Raw genomic sequence first — 7,985 nt, 5'->3', positions numbered from 1 at the left:
GCGCAACGCTACTGCTTAACCCTTGGCGCTCAGACGCGTTAGCGATGTACATTGACCACGGTGATTTCACTGCACGCTCAAACAAAGGTAAGTCGACTAGAGTTTGCGTTGCAGCTAAATTGTCTTCCGACAAATTATCTAACACGACCGCATCACTGGCAGTAGATTGATATGTTAAGCCATAGCCATAAGGTATAAGCGGCTGATAATCAGCTGGTGCTTGTTCCGTATTGTGTTGAGCTAATGGCACATTCACTTGAGTTTGCTGTGGTGTCGCAGGCCATGAGAATGATAATTTACCGACAAAATCGTGCGAAACTTTACCATCAGCCTGAGTGAATAAAACATCTGCTACGCCTTGACCTTCAGAGCCTGGTAACCAAGCGGCGACAAATGCATCAGAGCTGTTTAACTCAGCATTAACCCACATAGGGCGGCCACTGATAAACACAGATACCACGGGAATACCTTGCGCTGTTAACTTATGCAATAAAGCAAGGTCACGCTTGTCTCCACGTTGATATTCTAAGTTATCAATGTCGCCGTTACCTTCTGCATACGGCTCTTCACCAAACACAACAATCGCAACATCAGGTTTCTGCTGTGGATCAAATTCACCTGCAACACTCAATGTTGCTTTACCGCCAGCTTGAGCCACCAATTTATTAATACCAGCGTAAATTGATGTCGCACCAGGAAAGTCGCTATTTTGATTATCAGTGCCCTGCCACGTAATTGACCAACCACCAGATTGTTTACCGATATTGTCCGCGGCATCCCCCGCCACCAACACCTTTGCGTTTGGTGCTAAAGGCAATAAACCTTGATTGTTTTTAAGCAGCACTAATGACTCACGAACGGCTTGACGGGCAACGTCACGGTGACTTGCTTGGCCAATTAATTCTGTTTTGCCCGATAATGGACGATTGGCAGGGCTTGGCTTATCAAATAAACCCGCACGGAACTTAACCCGTAAAATACGCTTAACCGCATCATCAATACGCGCTTGGCTAATGTCGCCATTATTTACCTGCGCTATGGTGTTTTCATATAAAGGTTTCCACGCCGCCGTTGGCACCATAAAGATATCTAAACCGGCATTAACGGCTTGCGCACACGACTCATTGGTACAGTTAGCGACTTGTCCGTGACCGTTCCAATCACCCACAACAAAACCATCGAAATGTAATTTATCTTTAAGCACATCGGTTAACAGATATTTATTGCCATGGTTTTTAACCCCATGCCAGCTGTTAAATGATGCCATAACACTTTGTGCCCCAGCATTGAGTCCCCCCACATAGCCTTGTGCATGTATGTCATATAAGTCTTGTTCGCTGGCAATATTATCGCCTTGATCGATGCCATTTTCAGTGCCGCCATCGCCTAAAAAGTGCTTAACGGTTGAAATCACATGTTGATCAGATAAAAAGTCACCATTAACTGAACCTTGTAGACCTTCAACGATGGCGTAAGAATAGGCTTTGACGATTTGTGGGTCTTCTGAATAACCTTCATAAGTTCGACCCCAGCGATCGTCTCTCACTACGGCAACTGTGGGTGCAAATACCCAATCGATACCGGTCACCATCACTTCTTTTGCCGTTATAGCGGCAATCTGTTCAATTAACTTAGGGTTATTCGCTGCCCCTAAACCAATGTTATGCGGAAACAACGTCGCGCCGATAACATTGTTATGACCGTGTACGGCATCGGTGCCCCACATGGTTGGAATATTAATCCCATCAACACTGTCATCAATTGATGCTTGATACAAAGACTCAGCGAGCGCAATCCAATCTGCCGGTGTCGCGTATTTGTCATTGTTAGGGTATGCGCCACCACCGTTAAGGTACGAACCAAAACCATATTTACGCATGTCTTCAACGGTAATATCACGGATCTCAGGTTGGATCATTTGCGCGACTTTTTGCTCAATGGTCATTTTAGCGACTAAGGCATCGATTTTAGCTTCTAAGGCCGTATCTTTGGCGATAGCAGGCTTAAGATCAGGCCAAATGGCTAACGAAGATTTAGCCGCTGTATCATCGACCATGACTGGGGTAACTGCTGTTTGTTTATCTTGTTGATTGACGTTGTTATTCTCGCCACACCCACTTAATCCCAGCAATATTCCTAAAGCAACTAAGCTTGTTTTAGTAGGCTTATTGACGCTAGCAGTAAGCGGTAATTGAGTTAATCTCATGATCTTTCCTTATACCTTATCTACGAATACTGGACGTTTTGCATCACATCCAATCAAACCGTAATAACCAATAAACCCGTAGCATAATAAAGGTAAAATAAAGGCAAATTGAATTCCCATGCTGTCAGCTAGCATGCCTTGCAATAACGGTAGAACCGCCCCACCAACGATAGCTAAACATAAAATGCCCGAACCTTGACTGGTGTGTCGTTTTAAATCTTGTAGCGCTAAACTGAAAATGGTTGGGAACATAATTGAGTTACACAAGCCCACCAGCAGTAATGCCCACATCGCAACGGTGCCAGCACTCAAGATTGCCGCTGCAACTAAAATACACGCACATAACGCATTGAATGCTAACACCTTGCCTGCTTTGATTTTTTGCATCACTGCAGCGCCGATAAAACGGCCGACCATAGCACCACCAAAATAATAGGCAATATAATGCGCCGCCTGCGATTCAGACACTCCACCGGTGCCATCTTTAGTGATAAAGCTAATAAGAAAACTGCCTATGCCGACTTCTGCGCCAACATAAACAAAAATACCGACTGCACCCAACACCAAATGCGGATATTGCCATGCACTGCCTTTTACCGCAGCAGTTGATTGAGTATCGCGCTTGCCCAACAAAGGTAGTTTGAGCAACATAAAAATGAATGCCAATACGAATAATGCAGCGGCTAAAATAAGGTAAGGCGTTTGTACTGCACTCGCTTGCTGCTGCACAGACAACTGACCGATGACTTCGCCAACCTCAGTGACTTTGCTGTCATGTTCAACGGTCGACAAAATTAACCAGCTACCAAAAAATGGCGCTACTGTGGTGCCTAATGAATTGAATGCTTGAGTTAAGGTCAACCGCGACGATGCGGTTTCGGCTGGGCCTAACACACTCACATAAGGATTTGCTGACACCTGCAAGATAGTAATACCCGATGCAAGAATAAAAAACGCGAATAAAAACATATTATAAGAGCCATAACTGGCCGACGGATAAAACAGTAAACACCCCACACAAGCAATCACTAACCCGGTAATAATGCCTTTTTGATAACCAATCTTACCCACTAACGCGCCAGCAGGAATTGACACAATAAAGTAAGCACCAAAAAAGCAGAACTGCACTAGCATTGCTTGGGTGTAATTAAGATCGAACATGTTTTTTAAGTAAGGGATTAAAATATCATTTAAACACGTTAAAAAACCCCACATAAAAAATAACGAGGTTAACGCTATCAAGGCAAAACGAAAGTTACCCTGCTGGTGAGTGGAATCGGCATTTGCCAACTCAGGTTGAAGCGGTGAAGTCGCCATGACATTCCCTTATTGTTGTTAATAGTTATCTTGGGTTGCAGTACATAACGCCATTGAATGGATACCAATAATCTCACGCCAAGAGTTAATTCCCCGTAAACCCTAGACATTTAACTGATGATCATTTCCACACTTGTGCAAGCAGATGAGGATTTAATAATTAGCCAAATCAATTATTGACCTTTGGATAATTAATCACTAATCTCAATGTAAGCGCTTTCATTTTTAACATATCGATAACTGATGTCAACGATTTTTAAACGCGAGAGCTTATTTTTTACTGCGTAGCTAACGTAGCACAAGGCCTTTTATCAGGGTGTTTCAACGTAATAAGTTAGTCATAAAAATAGACACAATTAATTAATACTAAGTGAATTTAAATATGAAAATTATGTTACCAGCCGATTCCAAAATGCATTCAAAAGCGTTCACCTTTGGTGTGGCGACTGCTTCTTTTCAAATTGAAGGCGCAGTGGATTCTCGCCTTCCTTGTATATGGGATACCTTTTGTGCGACGCCAGGTAAAATTCGTGATAACTCTGACGGCTCGCAAGCATGCGAGCATGTAAAGTTATGGCGTGAAGATGTCGATTTAATTGAGTCGCTGGGCGTTGACGCTTATCGCTTATCCATTTCGTGGCCACGCGTAATGCATAAAGATGGCAGCCTCAATCCACAAGGTGTCGCGTTTTATACTGATTTGCTTGATGAACTAAATCGTCGTGGCATTAAAACCTTTGTGACCTTATACCATTGGGATTTACCACAACATATTGAAGATAATGGTGGCTGGTTAAATCGTGAAACAGCTTATTTGTTTGCAGACTATGCCGACAAAATCACTCAAGCATTTGGCGATCGAGTGTATTCTTACGCCACGTTTAACGAACCATTTTGCAGCTCATATTTAGGCTATGAAATTGGTGTTCATGCACCAGGATTAGCCACTAAAGCATTTGGTCGTCAATCTGCACACCATTTATTATTGGCTCATGGTTTAGCCATGAAAGTATTGCAAAAAAATAGCCCTAATAGCCAAAATGGTATCGTGCTTAACTTCACGCCTTGTTATAGCGCAACAGACTCTGCCGCAGATGTTGAAGCAGCCAGTAAAGCCGACCAATACTTTAATCAATGGTATATCAAACCACTGTTTGACCGTTGCTATCCTGAGATTATTAATGACTTCGCCACTGAAGATATGCCCGTTATTGAACAAGGCGACTTTGATATTATTGCTCAACCTATCGACTTTTTAGGCATCAACTTTTACACCCGAGCAGTGTACAAAGCAGATCCAGCCACTGGTTTTAGCCAAATTGATATGGTCGACAAACCTAAAACGGATATCGGTTGGGAAATATACCCACAATCCTTTACCGATTTATTGACTTCACTGCATGCACTTTATCCTTTACCGCCGATCTACATTACCGAAAACGGCGCAGCAATGGACGATAAATTGATAGAAGGTAAAGTGGATGATCAAGACAGACTCGAATACTATAACGCCCACTTAAATGCAGTAAACAATGCCATTGAACAAGGTGTTAATGTTGTCGGCTATTTTGCATGGAGTTTAATGGACAATTTTGAATGGGCTGAAGGCTACTTAAAACGTTTTGGGATTGTCTATGTAGACTACGAAACTCAAAAACGCACCTTAAAAGCCAGTGCACATGCTTATAGAGATTTTATTAGCGCACGAAAATAATATGTTAATCAGAACAAAGCCGTTGTATAAACGGCTTTGTTCTATTCAAACGGTCGCATCATTTTAACAAATAACAATAATTGAGGCATGTATGATAAGCACCAGAGAAAAAATAGCTTACGGACTCGGGGACACTGCCAGTAATATTGTGTTCCAAACAGTCATGCTGTTTTTAACTTTTTTCTATACCGACATTTTCGGTATCTCGCCAGCATTTGTCGGCACCATGTTTTTAGCAGTACGCTTAATTGATGCGGTTACCGATCCGTTAATGGGCGCGCTAGCAGACCGCACCAATACCCGCTGGGGTAAGTTTAGACCTTATCTTTTGTGGTTTGCCCTACCCTTTGGTTTTATCAGTGTTTTAGCCTTTACCACCCCAGACTTAACCGAAGACGGCAAAATGATTTATGCCTTCGTCACTTATACCGCACTTATGATGGTCTACACCGCCATTAATATCCCTTATTGTGCATTAGGCGGCGTGTTAACGGCCGATCCAAAAGAGCGAGTGTCAGTACAATCTTACCGTTTTGTATTTGCGATGTTGGGCGGCTTACTCGTTTCAGGCTTAACCTTACCCCTTGTTGAGTACTTAGGTGAAGGCGACCAAGCTAAAGGTTATCAACTGACGATTACCGCCATGAGCATCTTAGGCGTTGCGATGTTTTTAGCCTGTTTCTGGGGCACTAAGGAACGCCTACACCCGCCGGTTGATCAACAATCTAGCTTTAAGAAAGACTTTACCGACATGCTCAAAAATGACCAGTGGCGTGTCCTTGCTATTGCAGCAGTATGTTTATTATCAGGCATGGTGTTACGCACCAGTTTAGCCATTTACTACGTTAAATATTTCCTTAACATGCCAGACTCCATCACCCTCTTTATCACCCTAGGAATGGTCGGTAATATATTTGGCTGTATTTTAGCTGAGCCTTTGGCTAAACGCTTTTGTAAAGTTAAAGCTTATATCACCTTGCAACTCCTTGCGGCAGCGATGTGCGTAGTGAGCTACTTTGTACCTAGCGATCAAGTCGTACTCGCCTTTGGCATGTTTATTATCTGGGGCTTTACCTTCAACATGGCCACCCCACTATTGTGGGCAAAAATGGCTGATGTTGTCGATTATGGCCAATATAAAAACGGCGTGCGTATTACCGGGATGATTTATTCTTCAGTGATTTTCTTTATCAAACTGGGTGTTGCCATTGGTGGCGCTTCTGCGGGGTGGTTATTAGCGGGTTATGGTTATCAGCCTGATACCATGCAAACGGAGCATACTCAACAAGGAATATTATTATCATTCACTATTTACCCTGCTATTGGTTCATTAGTGGTGGCTTTTGTAATGCGTTGGTACACCTTAGATAATCAAAAAGTGGACCAAATTCACTTAGAATTAAATAGAGAAGCAAAATAAAAGCATGTTAGTCTTGGAGCAATGTGCTCCAAGATGGCTTTTAAATACTCATTATATGGCAACTATTTACGATGTATCCGTAATGGCTGGTGTGTCTCTGGCGACTGTGTCCCGAGTCATGAACAACAACACCAAAGTCAGCGATAAAACCAAACAAAAAGTACTCGATGCAATGAAAGCCTTAGGTTACCGGCCTAATACCATTGCACAGTCGCTTGCCTCGAACTGTTCAAACAGTGTCGGGGTTTTGGTGTCTCAGCTTGACGGGCCTTTTTATGGTCCTATGATGACAGAAATTGAAACCGCCCTTCGAACAGCTAATAAGCACGTGATTATTGCTGCTGGTCATAGCGACGAGAAGCAAGAGAAAGAAGGGGTTGAGTTTTTAATGAGTCGCGGCTGTGATGCCCTTATTTTGGACATTGAGGCTGTATCAGACGATTACTTGATTGAACTCAGTAAAGGCTCAACACCTGTGGTATTTATTAACCGCTATATCGACGCTATCAAAGAACGCTGTGTTTATCTTGAAAATGAACAAGGTGGTTTCATGGCTACCGAGCACATTTTATCACTTGGCCATAAAGACATCGCATACATTTCAGGGCCATTGTTTAAGCTCGATGTGAGAGATCGTCTAAAAGGGCATAAACGAGCATTGCAACAATACAATATCGATTTTGATGACACCCTTTGCATTGAAAGTGACTTTAAAGAAGCTGGCGGTTGTGAGGCGATGGAACGTTTATTGTCGATGAATAAAACCATCACTGCAGTTGTGTGTGCGAATGATCAAATGGCCTCTGGGGCTATTGCGGTGTGTTTAGAACACGGAATCCGCGTACCTGATGACATTTCATTTATTGGTTACGATAACATCCCCTTCCCACAGTATATTTCGCCCAAGTTATCTACCGTGAGTAACCCTATTCACGAAATGGGCAAAATGGCGGCACGATGGGTTCTTCAAGAAGTCTATAATGACAAAGAAGTGATTGTTGAGAGTTCATTTAAGCCAGAGTTATTTATACGAAGTTCATCTCAAGCCATTTCTCACGATTAATAGACTTAGCCTAAACAGAAAAAGCATAAGCAGTATATTGCTTGTGCTTTTTTATGTAAAAAGCCCCCGCATAATATGATTCCCGAAAATCCTTATCTATTGAACGGCCAACTTAATCGTTTTAGATGCCTCTTTATCAGCCGATTTGTCAGACAATTTACAAATTAAACCATTAACAATTACGCCACCAAAAGAAAGCGCTTACATTTTTACGCAAAATACCCATAAATAGAAAACCATTTAAAAACAACAGCTAAAAAACTAG

At 42.5% G+C, this 7,985-nt stretch carries 5 protein-coding genes; 3 read left to right on the top strand and 2 right to left on the bottom strand.

Features of this window, described 5'->3' with window-relative positions; all coding sequences use genetic code 11:
• On the bottom strand, window positions 1-2,206 hold a 2,206-nt coding region (locus tag CXF78_RS08520), incomplete at its 3' end, for a glycoside hydrolase family 3 protein (protein WP_102036515.1).
• Window positions 2,207-2,215: 9 nt separating this feature from the next.
• Complete coding sequence (gene fucP / locus CXF78_RS08515) at window positions 2,216-3,523, bottom strand: L-fucose:H+ symporter permease (RefSeq protein WP_102036514.1); 1,308 nt, start codon at window positions 3,521-3,523, stop codon at window positions 2,216-2,218.
• Between the two features lie 382 nt (window positions 3,524-3,905).
• Here fucP and CXF78_RS08510 point away from each other — a divergent pair, with 382 nt between their 5' ends.
• The 3 genes from CXF78_RS08510 to CXF78_RS08500 all read left to right on the top strand — a co-directional run bounded on the left by CXF78_RS08510 (window position 3,906) and on the right by CXF78_RS08500 (window position 7,720).
• Window positions 3,906-5,237 (top strand): GH1 family beta-glucosidase, encoded by a 1,332-nt coding sequence (locus CXF78_RS08510; RefSeq protein ID WP_102036513.1) that lies wholly within the window; start codon window positions 3,906-3,908, stop codon window positions 5,235-5,237.
• A 91-nt stretch (window positions 5,238-5,328) separates the two neighbouring features.
• Window positions 5,329-6,657: a glycoside-pentoside-hexuronide (GPH):cation symporter gene (locus tag CXF78_RS08505; RefSeq protein WP_011636789.1), complete on the top strand. Its 1,329-nt coding sequence runs from the start codon at window positions 5,329-5,331 to the stop codon at window positions 6,655-6,657.
• A 55-nt stretch (window positions 6,658-6,712) separates the two neighbouring features.
• On the top strand, window positions 6,713-7,720 hold the full coding sequence (locus CXF78_RS08500) for a LacI family DNA-binding transcriptional regulator (RefSeq protein ID WP_041412857.1): 1,008 nt from the start codon (window positions 6,713-6,715) through the stop codon (window positions 7,718-7,720).
• The last annotated feature ends 265 nt before the right edge of the window (window positions 7,721-7,985 follow it).

The organism is Shewanella sp. 11B5 (genome assembly GCF_002836795.1).
Lineage (GTDB): Bacteria > Pseudomonadota > Gammaproteobacteria > Enterobacterales > Shewanellaceae > Shewanella > Shewanella frigidimarina.
The sequence above is the reverse complement of the archived record's forward strand: the minus strand, read 5'-3'. Positions and strand labels throughout refer to the sequence as shown.

What these genes read in the sequence shown, in the direction of transcription:
- CXF78_RS08500 (WP_041412857.1), top strand. Translation starts at nt 6,713, where the DNA reads ATGGCAACTATTTACGATGTATCCGTAATGGCTGGTGTGTCTCTGGCG.
- fucP (WP_102036514.1), bottom strand. Translation starts at nt 3,523, where the DNA reads ATGGCGACTTCACCGCTTCAACCTGAGTTGGCAAATGCCGATTCCACT.
- CXF78_RS08510 (WP_102036513.1), top strand. Translation starts at nt 3,906, where the DNA reads ATGAAAATTATGTTACCAGCCGATTCCAAAATGCATTCAAAAGCGTTC.
- CXF78_RS08505 (WP_011636789.1), top strand. Translation starts at nt 5,329, where the DNA reads ATGATAAGCACCAGAGAAAAAATAGCTTACGGACTCGGGGACACTGCC.